This window comes from Streptomyces sp. NPDC002276 (genome assembly GCF_053891435.1).
Map to the genome: position 1 here is coordinate 681,163 of NZ_JBSFCQ010000002.1, position 17,067 is coordinate 698,229.

The following is a 17,067-nucleotide window of genomic DNA, read 5'->3' on the forward strand; positions in this document are numbered from 1 at the left end:
GGCCGGCGCCTTCAGGGCCGCGGAACCCCATCCGGGATCCGCGGCCCTTCTGTTTGTCCCCGAACGGGGATGACGGAGCGAAGGGGCCTCGGGACAAGAAAAGAACCCGGTACCAAGCCGACACCCGGCCCAACAGGGCCGGACCGACCAGACGAGGAAGAACAGCCGTGCAACTCGAAGCGCACGCCCCGTCCGTACCGCCTTCCGAAACGATCCCCCCGCCCGGCCTCACGGAGGACTCCACCTTGACTCCGCTCACTGCGCTCACCGCGCTCGACGACGCCATCGAGAACCTCGGCGTGCCCGTCCCCTGCCGTTCCTACGACCCGGAGGTCTTCTTCGCCGAGTCGCCGGCCGATGTCGAGTACGCCAAGTCCCTCTGCCGCACCTGCCCGCTGATCGAGGCCTGCCTCGCCGGCGCCAAGGAGCGGCGTGAGCCCTGGGGCGTCTGGGGTGGCGAGCTCTTCGTCCAGGGTGTCGTCGTGGCCCGCAAGCGGCCGCGTGGCCGTCCGCGCAAGAACCCGGTCACGGCATGAACACCATCTTCGGAACGATCGACCGCCCCCTCACGCACGACCCCAAGAAGCAGGCCCCGATGAAGCCGTCCACTCCCAGCGAGCCCGCGGGCTCCGCGATCCCAGACTTCACCACCATCGGTGCGACCGAGTCGCGCCAGAACAGGACCCGAGAGATGCAACTCATCCCAGAAGCCCTGGCCCGTGCGCATATGCACGAGCGCCTGCGGGCGGCCGAGCGGGAACGGCAGGGCACCCACCTGCTGGTCGCTCGCCGGATGCAGCGCAGGGCCGAGCGCGCCTCGATGCGCGCCCGCCGTGCGCTCGCCGTGGCCGTCATGCAGTGATCGATCACACCTGAAGCGGTGGCCTCCCCAGCCCGGGAGGCGAATGCTCCCCGCGGGGGCCGGTCCGTCCGAACGGACCGGCCCCCGCGGTGCGTTCCGCCCCCGATCCCCGGCCGCGGCGATATCGTCGCCGCGTGACGAGTCGTCCCGGAGGCAGTGACACCAGCGCCTCCACCGCGGAGCCCCAACCCCTTGTGTGCGCCCGCTGCGGCGCCCGGTCCGAAGGCCCGCAACCCACCTGGACCTGTTCCGTGGAGAACGGAACCCGGCACTACTTCTGCGACACCTGCGCCAGGGAGAACCTCAGAGCGATCGAGGGACGACTGGACTCCGACTGGTGGTAGGCCGCGACCGACCGCGCCCGTTCTCGCGCGGGGCTCAGGCCTCCGCCGCCGGTGCCTCCTCGTCGGGGAACTCCTCGTACTCGTCCGGATCCTCCGGCACGAACCCTGGCAGCCACTCCTCCAGCTCCTCGCGCAGCCGCACCGTCGCACCCAACTGACACAGAACGCCGATTGTGCTCAAAGTCACTCGGTGTATCAGGAGGTACGCCGGAGGCAGGTTGAGCTGCTTGCCCAACTGGTGGGCGGGGGAACGGGGATCGGCGATCCGGGCGGCCTGACTGCGCATCCAGCCGCGGGTGAAGGTGAACTCGTCGACCTGGGCCGGCTCGATGATCGGCACCAGGTAGTCGAGGACGGCGTCCGGGTCCAGCTCTATCGACTCCTTGACGAAGCCCTCCGTGCACAGCAGTTCGTAGACGGCCTCGGCGTCGCCGTCGAGTGTCATGCGCAGGGAATCGCCGATGGGGGTCGGCAGACCACCGGGTAGCCGGTCGACCGTGCCGAAGTCCAGGACACCCAGGCGCCAGTCGCCCTTGCCGTCCGGGTCGGCGGGCAGCAGACGGAAGTTGCCCGGATGCGGGTCCGCGTGGAGCAGGCCCGTACGGGCCGGGCCGGAGAAGAGGAAGCGGGCCAGGAGCTGGCCTGCCCGGTCGCGCTGCTCCTGGGTGCCGCCGGAGATCACCTCCGACAGGGGAATCCCGTCGATCCACTCCGTGACCAGAACCTGGTCGCACTGGTGGACCACGGCGGGCACCACCACATCTGGGTCGCCCTCGAACTCCTCCGCGTGCACCTGCTGGGCCTGCGCCTCCAGGCCGTAGTCCAGTTCCTCGGAGACCCGGTCGCGGAGCTCGGCGATGAGGGGCTTGATGTCCATTCCGGGGATGAGCGGGCCCAACAGGCGGGCGAAACGGCTCAGTTGGGTCAGGTCGGACAGGAGGGCCTCGCCGGCGCCCGGGTACTGCACCTTGACCGCGACCTCGCGGCCGTCACGCCACACCGCCCGGTGCACCTGGCCGATCGACGCCGCGGCTGACGGCTTGTCCTCGAACTCCACGAACAACTCGCGCCAGCCCTCGCCGAGCCGCTCCGCCAGCACACCGTGCACGGTGCGCGTCGGCATCGGCGGCGCCGCCTCCTGGAGCTTGGTCAGCGCGGCACGGTAGGGACCGGCGACCTCCTCGGGCAGCGCCGACTCGAAGACGGACAGCGCCTGCCCGAACTTCATCGCCCCGCCCTTGAGCTCGCCGAGCACCTTGAACAGCTGCTCCGCCGTGCGCTGTTGGAGCTCACGGCTGACGATCTCCGCGGACTCGCCCACGATCCGTTTCCCGAGCCCCCATGTGGCTCTCCCGGCGAAGCCGAGCGGGAGCGCGGCGAGCTTGGCGGTACGGGTGACCGCCTTGCGGGGAAGATCAGACATGCGCCCTCCAAGTCCCAGCCGGCCGGGCCGAGTCTGCCTTACGGCGCACACCCCTCGACGGCCGGTCCTCTGCCATTGTCGCGTGTCGATCCTCGTCCGTAGAGGTGTGTCCCTCCTTACCTTTCTCCGCTTCCCTTTCCGCACCTTTCTCCGCTTCCCTTTCCGCGGCCCCGCAGGGGCATGCGGAATGCGCCCAGACCGGCCGCGCGTGCCAGTGCAGACCGGGTAGCGAGACCTCCCACCGCGCGCCCGCGCTCGTCGGTGACTGCCCGTCCAGGAAGGCGAGCGCGTGCGTGGCCGCCAGCCCGGCGACGGTCGTCGCCAGCGCCAGATCGCAGGGCCGCACCCGGGGCTGCCTGCCGGAACGCCACTGCGCGACCAGCCGGGGCCAGGTCGGATCCCGGTCGGTGCGCGCGTGGTGCAGACAGCCCGCGCACGCCGACTCGCCCGGCAGCACCAGCGGGCCCACAGTTCCCGTGCCCTCCACGACACCGGCGTACAGGTGAGGGGTCCCCGAGGCGATCAGGTCGGCGGCGGCCGACGGATCCGGCGCGTGCACGGCGACGTCGTCGCGCGGTGCGAGGACCACCAGGGAGAAACCGGGTTCGCCCGCCACCCGCGCGGTCCCTCCGGTTCGGCGCGGCGACCGGTCCGGGGCCGCCCGGCGCACCGCCCGTCGTGCCGCCTCGTCGCGGCGCTCGCCGACGGCCTCGGCGGGCAGCCCGCCCGGAGCGACGTCCCAGGGCTCGGTGACACCGCCGTCGCGCACCTCGACCTCGCCGATCCCCGCGCCCGACAACAGCGCGGCCAGCACCGCGCCCACCCGGCCCGCGCCTCTCACCTGCACGCGCAGTTCGCGACGCGCCGCCAACCGGGCCATCGCCGCGCCCGGCTCGCCGGTCGTCAGGGAGAGCGACGCGAGGTCCGGGCGCAGCCGGTCCAGGACGTCCTTCTTCGCGCGGAGGGCGTCGGCCGCGGCACCGCCGCCTTTCGCGTCGTCGAGCAGGCCCGCGTGCGTGAGCCCCTTCACCAGCTGGTCGACGTGCCCCTCGGGCAGATCCATCCGTCGGCCCTCTTCGCGCAGCAGCGGCAGGCCGCGCGTGCCGTTGAGCAGGTCCAGGAAACTGCCCGTCGCCGTGTCCATCGGGCCGAGCGTCATCGCGTGCGCCGGCGTCATCCCGAACTGCACGGTGTTGAGATCACGCCAGCCGCGCCGCAGCGCGGGCTTCACCATCGGATGCATGACAGGCCCCCGTAGCCGTAGGAAGTACGTCCCGTGTGCCGGTGGAGCTGGTCGGTGCTCCGCCGGTGGTGCCAGAGTGCCCGGCCGGGCCGTCGGCCGCCGAAAGTTGTCCACAGGCGGTGGGGATTCGTCGTACGAATCAAACGCTTGGTGGGGGATCGACACCGAAACCGTCCCGGAGTCGGGACTTCCCGCGTGTGCAGAGGGTAACGTCATGGCGTGCCCGCCGACCCACTGCACAGCGCCGGAAAACCACAGCGCAGTACGACGAGCCAGCCGCCAAGCGGCTCGGGGGCGAGCGCGATCGAGGTACGCAGGAGTGCGCGTCGGCGCAGAACGGTCTCCGCGTACCGCGAGGGCGATCGCACCGTCGTGCTGATCCCCGCCCGTATGTCCGAGGCGGAGGAGAAGCGCTGGGTCACCGTCATGCTCGACAAGCTGGCTGCCCAGGAAAGCAAACGCGTGCTCGGTGACACGGAGCTGGCCGAGCGCGCCGAGCGCCTGTCGGCCCAGTACTTCGACGGCCGCGCCCGGCCCACCTCGGTGCGCTGGGTCACCAACCAGAACACGCGCTGGGGATCCTGCACGCCCTCCGAGGGCAGCATCCGGCTCTCCCACCGGCTCCAGGGCATGCCCGAGTACGTCGTCGACTACGTGCTGCTGCACGAACTCGCGCATCTCCTGGTGCCCGGGCACGGGCCGCGTTTCTGGCGGCTCCTGGAGGCGTATCCGCGCACCGAGCGGGCCAAGGGGTACCTCGAAGGCGTGGTCGCGGCCGAGCGACTGCCCCATTCGCCGGGCGCCCGCGAGGAGTGACCGTCCCCTGTGGGGGATTGTGTACCGGGTCTGTACCGACTTACTCCGGTGTCGGAGATTGCCGTTAGCCTGACGCGACGCACATCGCATCGGGATGGGGGACGGTCGTTACGCATGGCCAGGGAATTCCAACGCGGCCACAAGGCCAAGATCAGTGACCTCACCGCGGGCACCGATCTGTACGTAGGCGTACAGATCACCGGCCCCGGACTCACGTTCGACATCAGCTGCTTCGGTCTCGACGCCGAGGAGCGGCTCTCGGACGACCGGTACTTCGTGTTCTTCAACCAGCCGAAGTCCCCCGAGGAGTCCATCCAGCTCCTGGGCGCCCAGGCGGGCGACGCCGAGTCCTTCCGGGTCACGCTCGACAAGATCCCTCCGCAGATCCACAAGCTGGCGTTCACGGCCACGCTCGACGGCGCCGGACAGATGTCCCAGATCGCCCCCGGGTACGTCCGGATCGTCGCCGGTGGCGAGGAAGTGGCCCGCTACTCGTTCAACGGTTCGGAGTTCACCACCGAGCGGGCCGTGATGCTGGGCGACTTCTACCTGAAGGACGTCTGGCGGTTCGCCGCCGTCGGCCAGGGCTTCGACGGCGGCCTCGAAGCGCTGCTGAAGAACTTCGGCGGCGAGGTCATGGAAGAGGAGACCCCGGCCGCGCCGCAGCCGCAGTCCGGCGCCGCCCCGGGCTTCGCCCCGCCCCCGGGGATCTCCGCGCCGCCCGCGTTCGGCGCACCGTCCGCTCCGGCGCCCGCCCCGGCCCCCGCGCCGGGCTTCACGCCCCCGCCGGCCCCAGCGCCCGCACCCTCCGTGCACGCCGCGCCGACGATCATCGCCCCGATGACCCCGCCCGGCCCCGGAACCGTGCCGCCCCCGGGCCCCGCCCCCGCGCCCTACGGCCAGCCCCCGCAGCCGTACGGGCAGCAGGCCCCCGGCCAGACCGCGCCGCCGCCTCCCGGGTACGGCCAGCCGCCGCAGGCACCGCCGCCCCCGCCCGGCTACGGGCAGCCCACCCCGCCTCCGGGCTACGGCCAGCAGCCGCCCGCCCCGCCCGGATACGGGCAGGTTCCGGCCCAGTCGGCCGGCTACGGAGTGCCCTCCGGTGCTCCCCAGGGCGCCGGTGTGTCGGCCGCGCTACAGAAGTTCAAGGAGACGCCCACCGGGCAGCGCTGGACGCAGCAGAACAAGAAGCTGATCCGCGTCGACCTCGGCATCGGCGGCCAGCCGGTACTGGCCCGTCAGGGCAGCATGGTGCTCTACCAGGGCAAGGTCGACTTCGGCTACAAGGGCGCCGGGTTCGCCGGCCGGCTCGTCGGCAACGCGACCGGCCAGGAGATGCAGCTGATGCGCTGCACCGGCCAGGGACAGGTGTTCCTCGCCGAGAACTCCACCAACCTGCACCCCGTCGAGCTCCAGGGGGACGCGATCTGCGTCTCCGCGGAGAACGTCCTCGCCTTCGACGAGAGCCTTCAGTACGAGGTCAGACGTATCGAGGGACACGGCATCCCTGGGGGCGCGCTGTTCACGATGCAGTTCCAGGGGACCGGCACCATCGTCGTGAAGACCCACGGCGAGCCCGTCGTCCTGCCGGTCACGCCGACCACGTTCGCCGACTGCAACGCGGTCGTCGCCTGGTCCGCCGCCGCCCAGGTGATCGTCTCCAGCCAGGTCCGGATGCGCCGCAACGCGTACCCCGGAGACACCGGGGAGAGCGTCAACCTGCAGTTCCGGGCCGCCCCCGGCAACTTCGTCGTCGTCCAGCCTTACGAGGTCTGAGGGAGCCCGTCATGAACCAGCCGCTCGCGGGCTACGCCCCCGCACCCGTCACCGCCCGCATGGAGAACCACGGCAACAACATGCTGAAGGTCGCCATGCAGACCGGAAGCGACCTCTTCGCGCGCGTGGGCTCGATGGTCGCCTACGAGGGCTTCATCCAGTACGAGCCCAACCCGCCGGCCGTGCGCCAGATCGCGCGCGACTGGATGACCGGCGAGGGCGCGCCCCTGATGAAGTGCTCCGGGGACGGACTGCTCTACCTCGCCGACTACGGCGCGGACGTCGTCGTGATCAACCTCAACGGCGACGGGATCTCCGTCAACGCCACCAACCTGCTCGCCTTCGACACCTCCCTCACCTGGGGTGTCGAGCGCGTCAAGGGGCTCGCCAAGTTCGCCGGGCAGGGCCTGTGGAACACCAAGATCAGCGGCCAGGGCTGGGTCGCGCTGACCTCCCGCGGCAAGCCGATCGTCGTCGACTGCGGCGGCGGCGATGACGAGACCTACGTCGACCCGGACGCGCTCGTCGCCTGGTCCCCGAACCTCAAGGTGAAGGGCAAGCGCAGCTTCAAGGCGCAGTCCCTGATCGGCCGCGGCAGCGGCGAGGCGTACCAGATGGCCTTCTCCGGGACGGGCATCGTCGTTGTCCAGCCCAGCGAGGACAGCACCGACCGACTCCGGTTCCGGGGCTGAGGGGGGAACACGACACCATGCAGAGCCCGCTTTTCGCGTTCAACGACTCGCAGTCCCAGGACCGCTACAGCCTCCAGAACAAGCAGATGCTGCGCATCGTCCTGGAGGGCCACGACGACATCCTCGCTCGCAAGGGCACGATGGTCGCCTACCAGGGGCTCGTCGAGTTCGACGCCGAGTACCAGAACACCCAGCAGGCCTACGCGCGTGCGGCGACCGGCGAGGGCCTCAGCCTGATGCGCTGCCACGGGCAGGGCACGGTCTTCCTCGCCAACCTCGCCCAGCACATCCACGTAGTGGATGTGGAGCAGGACGGCCTCACCGTCGACAGCAGCTACGTCCTCGCGATGGACTCCTCGCTGCACCACGAGGTCATCGCCGTGGACAGCCAGTACGGCATCTCCGGCTCCGGGAAATACCAGCTCAACATCACCGGCCGCGGCAAGGTCGCCCTGATGACCTCGGGCGCACCGCTGATGATGCAGGTCACGCCGGACAAGTACGTCAACTGCGACGCCGACGCGATCGTCGCCTGGTCCACCGGACTGCGCGTCCAGATGCAGGCCCAGACGCACTCCTCCGGGGTGTGGCGGCGTCGCGGAAACACCGGCGAGGGCTGGGAGCTGAGCTTCATGGGCAGCGGCTACGCGCTCGTCCAGCCCAGCGAACTCCTGCCACCGCAGAACGCCGGGATCGGCCAGGGCCTCGCCGCGCAGTACGGCGTGGGCCAGCACGGCGCCCACGCGCAGAACCAGGGCAACGCCTGGAGCTGAGCGTCCAGAAGTCGAACGTAAGGGGCGCCCGCAAGTGCGGGCGTCCCTTACACGTTCACAGCCTGGCGCGCGTCGCCTCCAGCAGCCGTACGACCGACTCGTCGGCCACGGCCGCCACCTCGTCGTAGGGGAACCAGCGCAGGTCCAGGGACTCGTCGCTGATCTCCTGGACGGCGCCGGGGGGTGCCACGACCGCGTACTGGACGTCGTAGTGGAAGTGGCACGGTGCCGGGATGGGATGGAGGTCGAGGCGGACCGGGCCGCCCGGCAGCAGGGTCAGTCCGGTGATGCCGGACTCCTCCGTGGCCTCGCGCAGGGCCGCCGCCTCCAGGGAGGTGTCCTCCGGCTCGCAGTGGCCGCCCATCTGGAGCCACATCCGCAGCTTCTTGTGGAGCGTGAGCAGCACTCGCCCCTGCTCCGGGTCGACGACCAGGGCACTCGCTGTGATGTGCCCGTCCCCGCAGGACTTCCACATGCCGTCCGGGTGAGCGGCCAAGTGGTCCAGGTAGGCCTGGCGCAGCTCCGTCTGGTCCTCGTAGCTCTTCAGTACGAGGACCGCGTCGTCGTACAGGCTCACTCGGTGTCGTCGTCCTTCTTCTTCAGGTCGGGCTTCTCCTCCGTGCCACTCGCCGCCTCGCCGAGCAGCTTGTCCAACTCGGAGAAGTCCAGCTGCTCGCGGTGCACGAAGCCGTCCGGGTCGTCCAGGTCGGAGGCCGTCGGCAGCATGTCCGGGTGGGCCCACAGACCGTCCCGGCCGTCCACACCGCGCGCGTCGGTGAGCGAGGCCCACAGCCGGGAGGCGTCGCGCAGCCGGCGCGGGCGCAGCTCCAGGCCGATCAGCGTGGCGAACGTCTGCTCGGCGGGACCCCCCGTCGCGCGACGGCGCCGCAGGGTCTCGCGGAGCGCGTCGGCCGACGTCAGACGCGGCTTCGCGGCGGCGTGGACCACCGCGTCCACCCAGCCCTCGACGAGCGCCAGAGCCGTCTCCAGACGGGCCAGGGCGGCCTTCTGCTCCGGTGTGTCCTCCGGCTGGAACATGCCCTGCTGAAGGGCGTCCTGCAACTGCTCCGGGTTCTGCGGGTCGAACTGGCCGACCACGTCCTCCAGCTTGGCGGTGTCGACCTTGATCCCGCGCGCGTACCCGTCGACCGCGCCGTACAGGTGCGAGCGCAGCCACGGCACGTGCGCGAACAGGCGCTGGTGGGCGGCCTCGCGCAGGGCGAGGTAGAGCCGCACCTCCTCCTGCGGAATGCCCAGGTCCTTGCCGAACGCCTCGATGTTCAGCGGCAGCAGCGCGGCCTTGCCGACCGGGCCGAGCGGCAGACCGATGTCGGTCGAGCCGACGACCTCGCCCGCCAGCACGCCCACGGCCTGGCCGATCTGGGTGCCGAACATGGCGCCGCCCATGGAGCGCATCATGCCGATCAGCGGGCCCGCCATGGCCTGCATCTCCTCAGGCAGGACATCACCCATGGCCGCGCCGACGCGCTCGGCGACCGGGTCCACGAGCTCCTTCCAGGCGGGCAGGGTCGCCTCGACCCACTCCGCGCGGGACCACGCCACGGCGGAACCGGCACCGGACGGCAGCGAGGTCGCGTCGTCCAGCCACAGGTCGGCGAGGCGGACGGCCTCCTCGACGGCACTGCGGTCGGCGGGGCCGATGCTCGCGTCCTTCGTGCCGTCCTGTGTGCCCTGGGAGACCGTCTGGCGGGCGATCTGCTTGGCCATGTCCCAGTTCACCGGGCCGCCCTCGTACGAGAGCATCTGCCCCAGCTGCTGGAACGCGGCGCCCAGGTCGTTGGGGTTCAGCGAACCGAACATGGCTGCGAGCGGATTGTCCGCACCGGGGCCGCCAAAGCCACCGGCACCGGGCAGCCCGCCAAAACCGAACGGGTTGGCCGGTCCCTGACCACCACCGCTCTCCTGGTCCTTCTTCTTGCCCTCGTCGCCGTCGTCCGGCTCCTCCGGCGGAAGGCCGAATCCGAATGGGGTGTCACTCACGGGATTCCTCGGCTGTTAAGGCCGCCGGTCTCTCTCCGACGGCACGACTGCCCTTCAACACCACCCAGCGTAGACACCGCGGGCCGATCGGGCCTCGGTGCTTCGCCGAGACCTGGCCTGCGGCAGGATGGATGCCACCTGGTCCGGACGCGTCACGCGCGTCCGTACTGAAGACAACCGCTGGAGACGCCCGGTGAGTTCCCCAGATCCGCAGGTTCGCGCAGCGCGAAACCACTCAACCAGTCCCGCCGTGCGCGGGCCCATCGTCGCGGTCACCGGCGCCGCGTCCGGGATCGGGGCGCTCCTCACCGAGCGGCTCGCCGCCTCCGAGGAGATCAAGCAGGTCATCGCCATCGACGAGCGGCGCGGCGAGTGCGCGGCGGCCCAGTGGCACATCCTCGACGTGCGGGATCCGGCCATCGCGGAGAAGCTGCGCGGCGCCGACGTCGTCGTACACCTGGCGCTGGACCTCGATCTGGAGACCGACCCGGCCGCCCGTTCGGCGTACAACGTGCGGGGGACGCAGACCGTGCTGACCGCCGCCGCGGCGGCCGGTGTGCACCGGGTCGTGCTGTGCACCTCGGCGATGGTCTACGGAGCGCTGCCCGACAACGAACTGCCGCTCTCGGAGGACGCCGAACTGCGCGCCACCGCGGAGGCCACCGGCGTCGGGGACCTCCTGGAGGTCGAGCGGCTCGCGCGGCGCGCGCCCCGGGCGCATCCCGGGCTCAATGTCACCGTCGTCCGCCCCGGAGTCCTCGTCGGCGGCACCGACACCGCGCTGACCAGGTACTTCGAGTCGCCGCGACTGCTGGTGGTGGCCGGATCGCGGCCCGCCTGGCAGTTCTGCCACGTCGAGGACCTGTGCAGCGCCCTGGAGTACGCCGTCCTGGAGAAGGTCGACGGAGAACTCGCCGTCGGCTGTGACGGCTGGCTGGAGCAGGAGGAGGTCGAGGAGCTCAGCGGCATCCGGCGCATGGAACTGCCGTCCGCGGTCGCGCTCGGCGCGGCGGCCCGGCTGCACCGGATCGGACTCACCCCGTCCCCGGCCGGCGACCTGGCGTACACGATGTACCCCTGGGTGGTCAGCGGGAGCCGGCTGCACGACGCGGGCTGGCGGCCCCAGTGGACCAACGAGGAAGTGCTCGCGCAGCTCCTGGAGGAGGTCGCCGGACGGCACACGGTCGTCGGACGACGGCTCGGCCGCAAGGACGCGACGGCGGCGGGTGCCGCGGGCGCGACGGTCGCACTGCTCGGCGCGGCGGCGGTCGTACGACGGGCACGGAAGGCCCGGCGCCGGATCTGAACAGCGTGCCCGTGAAGGACACCCTGTAGGACGCTCCAAACAGGCACGCGCGTGTGCCTGTTGAAAGTGCTATTCCGCGCTGTCGGCGGGGTGCGGCACGATGGAGGCATGGCACCCACGATCGACCACCCCGGTGAGCAGGCCGCGCAGGATCCCGTAAAGCTGATCGGGATCCGGGAGACGCCGCTCTCCGTGGACGAGGTCTTCCGGGCCGTCGGGGACGACGCGGCCGGTGGGACGGCGCTGTTCGTCGGGACCGTGCGCAATCACGACGGCGGTGCCGACGTCGACCGGCTGGGGTACTCGTGCCACCCCAGTGCCGAGGCCGAGATGCGCCGCATCGCCGAGAAGGTCGTCGCGGACTACCCGGTACGGGCGCTGGCCGCCGTCCACCGGGTGGGGGACCTCGGGATCGGGGACCTCGCGGTCGTCGTCGCCGTGTCGTGTCCGCACCGGGGCGAGGCCTTCGAGGCCTGCCGGAAGCTGATCGACGACCTCAAGCACGAGGTGCCGATCTGGAAGCATCAGACGTTCTCCGACGGCACGGACGAGTGGGTGGGCGCCTGCTGATGGGCGCTCACCGGTTGCGTAACCGCCCCCCTGCCACGAGCGTTGTCAGTGGGCTTGGCTAATCTGCTGATCAGGCAGTTGAGTTCACTTGTCCGGGGTTGGGAGGTCGGCATGGCGGCACTCGCCTGGTTGTTGATTCCGCTGGTGGCCGCGATAGGCGCAGGCCTGTGGGGCAGTTGGGCCAACCGGACCCGCAAGGTACGCAGCGACGGTCCGGAGCTGGACGGCTATGCCCGGTTCCGCGAGGCCATGGAGAAGTCCCACTCGGGCACGTGAAGCGAAGCGTGACCGGAGGGCGGCCCTGACGGTGCGCTGACAGAAGCGTCCCGTACTGTCGTGCCATGCCACGCCGCACCGCGACGATGCTCGCCTCCACCCTGATGCTGATCGCGCTCCTGTGCGCGGGAGTCCTCATCAACGTCCCGTATGCGGAGATGTCACCGGGCCCGACGGTGAACACGCTCGGGGACCACGACGGCGAGCCGGTGCTTCAGATCACCGGGCGCAAGACCTACCCGGCGAGCGGCCACCTGAACATGACGACGGTCCGGGTCACCAGCGCCGACTACAACATGAACCTCATCGAGGCCGTGTACGGCTGGCTCGCCCACGACGACAAGGTCGTCCCGCACGACACGCTGTACCCGGACGGCAAGACGGAGCAGCAGTCCACCCAGGAGAACGCCGAGGAGTTCAGCCAGTCCCAGGAGAGCGCCAAGGTCGCCGCCCTGGACCAGCTGGGCATTCCGGTGAAGTCCTGGGTGATCGTCTCGACGGTCCTCAAGGGCTCCCCGGCCGAGGGCAAGCTGCACGCCGGTGACGTGATCAAGGCCGTCGACGGTACGGCGGTGAAGCAGCCCGACGACGTCGCGAAGCTGGTCACCAAGCACAAGCCGGGCGAGAAGGTCGTGTTCACGATCGTGTCGGCCAAGGACCAGGCCGCCGCGGTGAAGGCGAACAAGACGGCGACCACGACGAAGGACATCACGATCACCACGGCGACCTCCGACGACACCGGCGCCAAGCGCGCGATCGTCGGCATCTCCGCCGGAACCGATCACACGTTCCCGTTCAGCATCGACATCAAGCTGGCCGACGTCGGCGGCCCGAGCGCCGGCCTGATGTTCGCGCTCGGCATCTACGACAAGCTCACCCCGGGCGACCTCACCGGCGGCAAGTTCGTGGCCGGCACCGGCACCATCGACGACACCGGCAAGGTCGGCCCGATCGGCGGCATCTCGATGAAGACCGTCGGCGCGCGCAGCAAGGGCGCCCAGTACTTCCTGACGCCCGCCGAGAACTGCGCGGAGGCCGCCAAGGACACCCCCGGTGGCCTCAGGCTCGTCAAGGTGAACACCATCAAGGACGCGATCAGCGACCTCAAGCTGATCAACAGCGGCAAGACCGCCGACCTCCCGAAGTGCAGCACCAAGGACTGAACAGGCCTCCTCTTTAAAGAAGACCTCGCGTACGACTCCGGGGGCGCCCTCAAGCCAAGGGCGCCCCCGGAGTCGTACGAGAAGAACCGGAGCCGTAGGGCAGGTCGTCAGTCCTCGAAGGTCGCCGACAGGGCCTCCGCGAGGCCCGGGACGAGGGCGCCGCCGGTGAGGACCTCCGTGGGGGAGTCCTTCTCGCGCAGTCGCAGGGCCGAGTCGCGGGTGCCGTCGCGCAGGACCGCGACCGTCATGCGGACCTCCTGACGGTCCGGATGCTGGGCGACCCACTGGGCGAGCTTCTTGTCGCTCAGGCCGTCCGGGACGGAGGCCTCGGCGGACGGCGGCAGCATCAGCCGCTCGACGGTGAGCGCGCAGCCGGCCACCGCGTCGGGCCAGGCGATCGTGCCGAGGAACTCGTCCAGCGGCTTTCCGGCCGGGATCTCCTCCTGCTCGATCGGGGTGAGACCGGTGGTCTCGGGCTCGTCCCGCAGGCCGAGTTGGGCCGCGAGACCGGGCTCCTGGGCCCGCAGTCGCGCGGTGTCTACGAGGGCGAAGAGGCGAGCGGGCTGGTCCCAGCCGAGGCCGGAGGCGTACTCGTCGATCTCCAGTACGGCCCGGGTGAGGGGGTTCGCTGCCATGGGAGTGTTGGACATGGTCACAATCCTGCCTCGTTCATGGCCGGAATCGGGAACCGAGTAAACGGTGAGTAAGTTGCATAGGTGTGGGCCCGCGATCACGCGGGGCTACGGAAGGTCTTCCAACCCGGGGATCTGACGCAACGACAGCGACCAACAGCGAACTTCGAGGTGCGCACCTTGGCTTTCCAGATGCCGGACCGCGGCGGAGGCCCGCAAGGGCCGCGGATCAGAGTGGGCCGCCCGTCCCGGCGTGTCCGGACTTTGCTCATGACACTGGGCGTCCTTGCCGTACTCGGCATGGCGTTCACGATGTTCGCGGGCTTCTGGACGGACTGGCTCTGGTACCGGTCGGTGCATTACTCGTCCGTGTTCACCACCACCCTGACGACGAAGATCGGCCTGTTCTTCGTCTTCGGCCTGCTGATGGCGGCCGCGGTCGGGGTGAACATCTGGCTGGCGCACCGCCTGCGCCCGCCGCTCAGCGCCATGTCGATGGAGCAGCAGAGCCTCGACCGCTACCGCATGGGCATCGCCCCGTACAAGAAGTGGCTGCTGCTGGCGATCACCTCTCTTGTCGGGCTGATCGCGGGCGCCTCGGCGTCCAGTCAGTGGCGGGTCTGGCTGATGTGGGTCAACGGCGTGCCCTTCCACCAGAAGGACCCGCAGTTCGGCCTCGACGTCTCCTTCTACGCGTTCGACCTGCCCTGGTACCGCTTCCTGCTCGGCTTCGGCTTCGCCGCCGCGATCCTCTCGCTGCTCGCCGCCGCGCTGACGCACTACCTGTACGGCGGCCTGCGCATCACCAGCCCGGGGGCGCGCGCCACGGCCGCCGCCACCGGCCACCTGTCGGTGCTGCTCGGCATCTTCGTCGCCCTCAAGGCGGTCGCCTACTGGCTGGACAGGTACGGACTCGCGGTCAAATCCAGCGACTTCAAGGCGACGGGTGACTGGACCGGCCTCAGGTATGTCGACGCGAACGCGTATCTGCCGGCCAAGACGATCCTGTTCTGCATCGCCGTCATCTGCGCGCTGCTGTTCTTCGCCACCCTGTGGCGGCGCACCTGGCAGCTCCCCGTCATCGGCTTCGGCCTGATGGTGCTCTCCGCGATCCTCATCGGCGGCCTGTACCCGGCGATCGTCCAGAAGTTCACGGTCCAGCCCAACGAGCAGGCCAAGGAAGCCCCGTACGTCCAGAAGAACCTCAAGGCGACGCGCGAGGCCTACGGCATCGACGACACCAAGGTCACGGAGTACTCGGGGACGAGCACCACCAAGGACAAGACCAAGCTCCGCGCGGACGTCGATTCCACGGCGAGCATCCGGATCGTGGACCCGAACGTCGTGTCGCCCACGTTCCAGCAGCTCCAGCAGATCAGGAACTACTACGCGTTCCCGACCAACCTGGATGTCGACCGCTACAGCGAGGACGGCAAGGACCAGGACACGGTCATCGGGCTGCGCGAGCTGAACCTCAACGGCATCCCGAAGAACAACTGGATCAACGACCACTTCCGCTACACACACGGCTACGGAGTGGTCGCCGCCAAGGGCACCGAGGTCGACTCCGAGGGTCGCCCGGTCTTCACCGAGTCCGATCTGCCGTCTACGGGTGAGCTCGGCAAGTACGAGCAGCAGATCTACTACGGCGAGAAGACCACCACGTACTCGATCGTCGGCGGTCCCCAGAAGGAGATCGACTACTCCGACGACAGTGGCGAGAAGACCACCAGCTACAAGGGCAAGAGCGGGGTCAACCTCTCCAACCCGCTCAACCGGGCCGCGTACGCGGTGGCGTTCAACGAGCCGCAGATCCTCTACTCCGGCGCCATCGGCGAGGGTTCGCGGATCCTTTACAACCGCACACCCAAGGAGCGCGTCGAGGCGGTGGCGCCCTGGTTGACCATCGACGGCGACGCCTACCCGGCGGTCGTGGACGGCCACATCCAGTGGATCGTCGACGCGTACACCACCAGCAACGGATACCCGTACGCCTCGCGGACGACCCTCGGGGACACCACGGCCGACTCGCTCACCGCGACCAACAACAACCGCGCGGTGGTGGCCCAGCAGAACCAGGTCAACTACATCCGCAACTCGGTGAAGGCGACCGTCGACGCGTACACCGGTCAGGTCAAGCTCTACCAGTGGGACACCGAGGACCCGGTCCTGAAGACCTGGATGAAGGCGTTCCCCGGCACGGTCGAGCCCAGGTCGGACATCTCGGCCTCGCTGATGGCCCATCTCCGGTACCCGCAGGACCTGTTCAAGGTCCAGCGCGAACTGCTCACCCGCTACCACGTGACGGACGCGCAGACGTTCCTCAGCGGCAGCGAGGTGTGGCAGGTGCCGGACGACCCGACCAACAAGTCGGGCAGCGCGGTGCCGCCGTACTACCTGAGCATGAAGATGCCGGACCAGAGCTCGCAGGCGTTCTCCCTGACGACGACGTTCACGCCGAACGGGAGAGACAATCTCAGCGCCTTCATGGCGGTCGACTCCGAGGCGGGCAGCCCCGACTACGGCAAGATCAGAATCCTGAAACTGCCGACCAGTACGACCGTCGGCGGCCCCAAACAGGTGCAGAGCGCCTTCAACTCCCAACAGGACATCGCGGAATCCATCAAGCTGCTCAAGGGTGGCGACTCCGACATCGAGTACGGCAACCTGCTGACGGTGCCGCTCGACGGAGGACTGCTGTACGTGGAGCCCGTCTACGTACGCGGTGGTGGACTCAAGTACCCGCTCCTGCGCAAGGTGTTGGTGGCCTACGGCAACAAGACCGCGTTCGAGGACACGCTGGACGAGGGGCTCAACAAGGTCTTCGGGGCGGAGACTTCGACCACGCCACCGGATACCGGGACGACCACTCCACCGACATCCAGCAATCCGACGGTCCAACAGGCCCTGAACGACGCCCAGAAGGCCTTCGACGCGGGGCAACAGGCCCTGAAGAAGGGCGACTGGGAGGCGTACGGGCAGGCGCAGAAGGATCTCCAGGCCGCGTTGAAGCGGGCCGAGGACGCGCAGGCCGCGGCCGAGAAGAGCAGCGGCGGCGCCAAGAGCACCCCGAGTCCCAGCACTAGTCCCAGTGCCAGCAGTAGTCCCAGCAGCAGACCGAGTGCCAGCAGCAGTCCGAGCAGTGCGAGTGGTTAGCGCAGCTCAGACGGCAGTTGATCACTAGGTCAGA

General features: G+C 69.7%; 17 protein-coding genes. 12 read left to right on the forward strand and 5 right to left on the reverse strand.

Annotation, left to right across the window (positions count from 1 at the left end; genetic code table 11):
- The first annotated feature begins 167 nt into the window (after positions 1–167).
- The 3 genes from ACWIHT_RS08215 (at position 168) to ACWIHT_RS08225 (ending at position 1,206) form a co-directional block, all read left to right on the forward strand.
- A complete protein-coding gene (locus ACWIHT_RS08215) occupies positions 168–536 on the forward strand; it encodes a WhiB family transcriptional regulator (protein WP_019072119.1) in 369 nt (122 codons plus the stop codon).
- Positions 533–862 (forward strand): hypothetical protein, encoded by a 330-nt coding sequence (locus ACWIHT_RS08220; protein WP_456165639.1) that lies wholly within the window; start codon positions 533–535, stop codon positions 860–862. The genes ACWIHT_RS08215 and ACWIHT_RS08220 overlap by 4 nt, the downstream gene beginning before the upstream one ends.
- 134 nt (positions 863–996) lie before the next feature.
- Complete coding sequence (locus tag ACWIHT_RS08225; protein ID WP_456165641.1) at positions 997–1,206, forward strand: hypothetical protein; 210 nt, start codon at positions 997–999, stop codon at positions 1,204–1,206.
- A gap of 34 nt (positions 1,207–1,240) precedes the next feature.
- Here the strand turns inward: ACWIHT_RS08225 and ACWIHT_RS08230 are convergent, their stop codons facing one another.
- Positions 1,241–2,629 carry an ABC1 kinase family protein gene (locus tag ACWIHT_RS08230; protein ID WP_456165643.1) on the reverse strand — a complete coding sequence of 463 codons (1,389 nt, stop codon included), beginning with the start codon at positions 2,627–2,629 and terminating at the stop codon, positions 1,241–1,243.
- On the reverse strand, positions 2,622–3,872 hold the full coding sequence (locus ACWIHT_RS08235) for a TOMM precursor leader peptide-binding protein (RefSeq protein ID WP_456165645.1): 1,251 nt from the start codon (positions 3,870–3,872) through the stop codon (positions 2,622–2,624). The genes ACWIHT_RS08230 and ACWIHT_RS08235 overlap by 8 nt, the downstream gene beginning before the upstream one ends.
- A 219-nt stretch (positions 3,873–4,091) precedes the next feature.
- Between ACWIHT_RS08235 and ACWIHT_RS08240 the strand changes: the two genes are divergently transcribed.
- From ACWIHT_RS08240 to ACWIHT_RS08255, 4 genes are all read left to right on the forward strand, one after another.
- Positions 4,092–4,688 carry a M48 metallopeptidase family protein gene (locus tag ACWIHT_RS08240; protein WP_450514175.1) on the forward strand — a complete coding sequence of 199 codons (597 nt, stop codon included), beginning with the start codon at positions 4,092–4,094 and terminating at the stop codon, positions 4,686–4,688.
- Positions 4,689–4,802: 114 nt separating this feature from the next.
- Positions 4,803–6,464, forward strand: a complete 1,662-nt coding sequence (locus ACWIHT_RS08245; RefSeq protein ID WP_456165647.1) for a TerD family protein — start codon at positions 4,803–4,805, stop codon at positions 6,462–6,464.
- 11 nt (positions 6,465–6,475) lie between these two features.
- On the forward strand, positions 6,476–7,156 hold the full coding sequence (locus tag ACWIHT_RS08250) for an AIM24 family protein (protein WP_456165649.1): 681 nt from the start codon (positions 6,476–6,478) through the stop codon (positions 7,154–7,156).
- Positions 7,157–7,173: 17 nt separating this feature from the next.
- Positions 7,174–7,929 (forward strand): AIM24 family protein, encoded by a 756-nt coding sequence (locus ACWIHT_RS08255; RefSeq protein ID WP_456165651.1) that lies wholly within the window; start codon positions 7,174–7,176, stop codon positions 7,927–7,929.
- 55 nt (positions 7,930–7,984) lie between these two features.
- On the opposite strand, the gene ACWIHT_RS08260 is transcribed toward ACWIHT_RS08255, so the two are convergent.
- Positions 7,985–8,506 carry an NUDIX hydrolase gene (locus tag ACWIHT_RS08260; protein ID WP_456165653.1) on the reverse strand — a complete coding sequence of 174 codons (522 nt, stop codon included), beginning with the start codon at positions 8,504–8,506 and terminating at the stop codon, positions 7,985–7,987.
- Positions 8,503–9,930 carry a zinc-dependent metalloprotease gene (locus tag ACWIHT_RS08265; RefSeq protein ID WP_456165655.1) on the reverse strand — a complete coding sequence of 476 codons (1,428 nt, stop codon included), beginning with the start codon at positions 9,928–9,930 and terminating at the stop codon, positions 8,503–8,505. Before ACWIHT_RS08265 ends, ACWIHT_RS08260 begins: the two co-directional genes overlap by 4 nt.
- A gap of 193 nt (positions 9,931–10,123) precedes the next feature.
- Between ACWIHT_RS08265 and ACWIHT_RS08270 the strand changes: the two genes are divergently transcribed.
- The 4 genes from ACWIHT_RS08270 (at position 10,124) to ACWIHT_RS08285 (ending at position 13,245) form a co-directional block, all read left to right on the forward strand.
- Positions 10,124–11,236 (forward strand): SDR family oxidoreductase, encoded by a 1,113-nt coding sequence (locus tag ACWIHT_RS08270; protein WP_456165657.1) that lies wholly within the window; start codon positions 10,124–10,126, stop codon positions 11,234–11,236.
- Between the two features lie 108 nt (positions 11,237–11,344).
- On the forward strand, positions 11,345–11,806 hold the full coding sequence (locus tag ACWIHT_RS08275) for a molybdenum cofactor biosynthesis protein MoaE (protein ID WP_456165659.1): 462 nt from the start codon (positions 11,345–11,347) through the stop codon (positions 11,804–11,806).
- Between the two features lie 111 nt (positions 11,807–11,917).
- Positions 11,918–12,082, forward strand: a complete 165-nt coding sequence (locus ACWIHT_RS08280) for a hypothetical protein (RefSeq protein WP_169389425.1) — start codon at positions 11,918–11,920, stop codon at positions 12,080–12,082.
- A gap of 65 nt (positions 12,083–12,147) precedes the next feature.
- Positions 12,148–13,245 carry a YlbL family protein gene (locus ACWIHT_RS08285; RefSeq protein WP_456165661.1) on the forward strand — a complete coding sequence of 366 codons (1,098 nt, stop codon included), beginning with the start codon at positions 12,148–12,150 and terminating at the stop codon, positions 13,243–13,245.
- Between the two features lie 107 nt (positions 13,246–13,352).
- Here the strand turns inward: ACWIHT_RS08285 and ACWIHT_RS08290 are convergent, their stop codons facing one another.
- Positions 13,353–13,895: a PPA1309 family protein gene (locus ACWIHT_RS08290; protein ID WP_456165663.1), complete on the reverse strand. Its 543-nt coding sequence runs from the start codon at positions 13,893–13,895 to the stop codon at positions 13,353–13,355.
- A gap of 174 nt (positions 13,896–14,069) precedes the next feature.
- On the opposite strand from ACWIHT_RS08290, the gene ACWIHT_RS08295 reads away from it, so the two are divergent.
- On the forward strand, positions 14,070–17,033 hold the full coding sequence (locus ACWIHT_RS08295; protein ID WP_456166027.1) for a UPF0182 family membrane protein: 2,964 nt from the start codon (positions 14,070–14,072) through the stop codon (positions 17,031–17,033).
- Positions 17,034–17,067: the final 34 nt, after the last annotated feature.

Bases quoted from the DNA above. Each gene is read 5' to 3' on its own strand.
- ACWIHT_RS08220 (WP_456165639.1), top strand. From the start codon at position 533: ATGAACACCATCTTCGGAACGATCGACCGCCCCCTCACGCACGACCCC.
- ACWIHT_RS08230 (WP_456165643.1), bottom strand. From the start codon at position 2,629: ATGTCTGATCTTCCCCGCAAGGCGGTCACCCGTACCGCCAAGCTCGCC.
- ACWIHT_RS08235 (WP_456165645.1), bottom strand. From the start codon at position 3,872: ATGCATCCGATGGTGAAGCCCGCGCTGCGGCGCGGCTGGCGTGATCTC.
- ACWIHT_RS08245 (WP_456165647.1), top strand. From the start codon at position 4,803: ATGGCCAGGGAATTCCAACGCGGCCACAAGGCCAAGATCAGTGACCTC.
- ACWIHT_RS08250 (WP_456165649.1), top strand. From the start codon at position 6,476: ATGAACCAGCCGCTCGCGGGCTACGCCCCCGCACCCGTCACCGCCCGC.
- ACWIHT_RS08255 (WP_456165651.1), top strand. From the start codon at position 7,174: ATGCAGAGCCCGCTTTTCGCGTTCAACGACTCGCAGTCCCAGGACCGC.
- ACWIHT_RS08275 (WP_456165659.1), top strand. From the start codon at position 11,345: ATGGCACCCACGATCGACCACCCCGGTGAGCAGGCCGCGCAGGATCCC.
- ACWIHT_RS08280 (WP_169389425.1), top strand. From the start codon at position 11,918: ATGGCGGCACTCGCCTGGTTGTTGATTCCGCTGGTGGCCGCGATAGGC.
- ACWIHT_RS08285 (WP_456165661.1), top strand. From the start codon at position 12,148: ATGCCACGCCGCACCGCGACGATGCTCGCCTCCACCCTGATGCTGATC.
- ACWIHT_RS08290 (WP_456165663.1), bottom strand. From the start codon at position 13,895: ATGTCCAACACTCCCATGGCAGCGAACCCCCTCACCCGGGCCGTACTG.
- ACWIHT_RS08295 (WP_456166027.1), top strand. From the start codon at position 14,070: ATGCCGGACCGCGGCGGAGGCCCGCAAGGGCCGCGGATCAGAGTGGGC.